1 protein-coding gene is annotated in these 1388 nt (G+C 69.1%); it reads right to left on the bottom strand.

The window, feature by feature from the left end:
- Positions 1-192 precede the first annotated feature (192 nt).
- Positions 193-1388, bottom strand: a 1196-nt coding sequence (locus ABZS54_RS42945) for an AMP-binding protein (RefSeq protein WP_355548904.1), incomplete at its 5' end; no start/stop codon positions are given.

Here is a 1388-nt window from a genome sequence, read left to right as displayed (position 1 = left end):
GACAACCCGACGCGGTCATCCCTCCCGCACAGCACCGGACTTCATGCCTGACCAGCGGAAACTCAACGATCACATTCGATATGACAACGGCTTCTCAAGCGCCGGCCGGGCTGAGTTGGCCTCAAGCGCCGGCCGGGCTGAGTTGGCCTCGTGCGCTGGTTGGGCTGTTGGGTTGTTCGGGTGGTGGTTGGGTCAGGGGTTGTCGGTGGCCAGGGAGGCGTGTTGTTCGCGTAGTTGGCGTTTGAGGATTTTGCCGCTCGGGTTTTTGGGGAGTGCTTCGGCGATCACCACGTACTTGGGGACCTTGAAGCCGGCGAGGTGGGTTCGGCAGTGGTCGGTCAGTTGTTCCGGGGTGAACTTTTCGCCGGGCTTCGGGACGACCACCGCGGTGACGGCTTCGATCCAGTACGGGTGTGGGACGCCGAAGACGGCGGCCTCGGCGACGGCGGGGTGGGCGTGGATGACCTCCTCGACCTCGCGGCCCGCGACGTTCTCGCCGCCGGTCTTGACCATGTCCTTCTTGCGGTCCACCACCGAGAGGTAGCCCTCGTCGTCGAGCACCCCGAGGTCGCCGCTGTGGAACCAGCCGCCGCGGAACGCCTCGGCGGTGCGCTCGGGGTCGTTCCAGTAGCCCAGCATCGTGTGCGGGCCCCGGTGCACGATCTCGCCGACCACGCCGGGCGGCACCGGCCGGTCCTGCTCGTCGACCACGAGGGTCTGTACGTTCAAGCCCGCGCGTCCGGCCGAACCGGCCTTCCGCTCCTGTTCGTCCGGGCCCAGGATGGTGGCGACCGGCGACATCTCGGTCTGGCCGTAGAAGTTGTACAGCCGCAACTGCGGCAGTCGGCGCCGTAGTTCCGCCAACACCTCGACCGGCATCGCGGCCGCGCCGTAGTAGCCCTTGCGCAGGCTGGACAGGTCCCGAGTGTCGAAGTCGGGGTGGCGCAGCAGCGCGATCCACACGGTCGGCGGGCAGAACAACTTGGTCACCCGTTCGCGCTCGACGGTGGCGAGCAGCGTGGCCGGGTCCGGCGCGGGCAGGATGATCGAAGTCGCGCCCAAGTAGACGTCCGGCGTCAGGAAGCAGTGCAGCTGTGCGCAGTGGTACAGCGGCAGCGCGTGGATCTCCACGTCGTCGGCGGCCATCCCGCCGTCGATGATCGCGGTCGCGTACTGCGCGATCAGGTTGCGGCTGGTCATCACCGCGCCCTTGGGCCGGGACTCGGTGCCGGACGTGTACATGATCTGCACCGGATCGTCGTCGTCCAGGTCGAGATCGGGCACCGGGCCGCCCTCGGCGAGCAGCGCCGCGAACGGCTCCCAGCCCGGGGCGGCGGGGCCGAGCACCACGCGCAGCGCCTCGCGGCCGGCCAGCGCGGCGTCGGCGG

It is taken from the genome of Embleya sp. NPDC005575 (genome assembly GCF_040605455.1).
GTDB lineage: Bacteria > Actinomycetota > Actinomycetes > Streptomycetales > Streptomycetaceae > Embleya.
The sequence above is the reverse complement of the archived record's forward strand: the minus strand, read 5'-3'. Positions and strand labels throughout refer to the sequence as shown.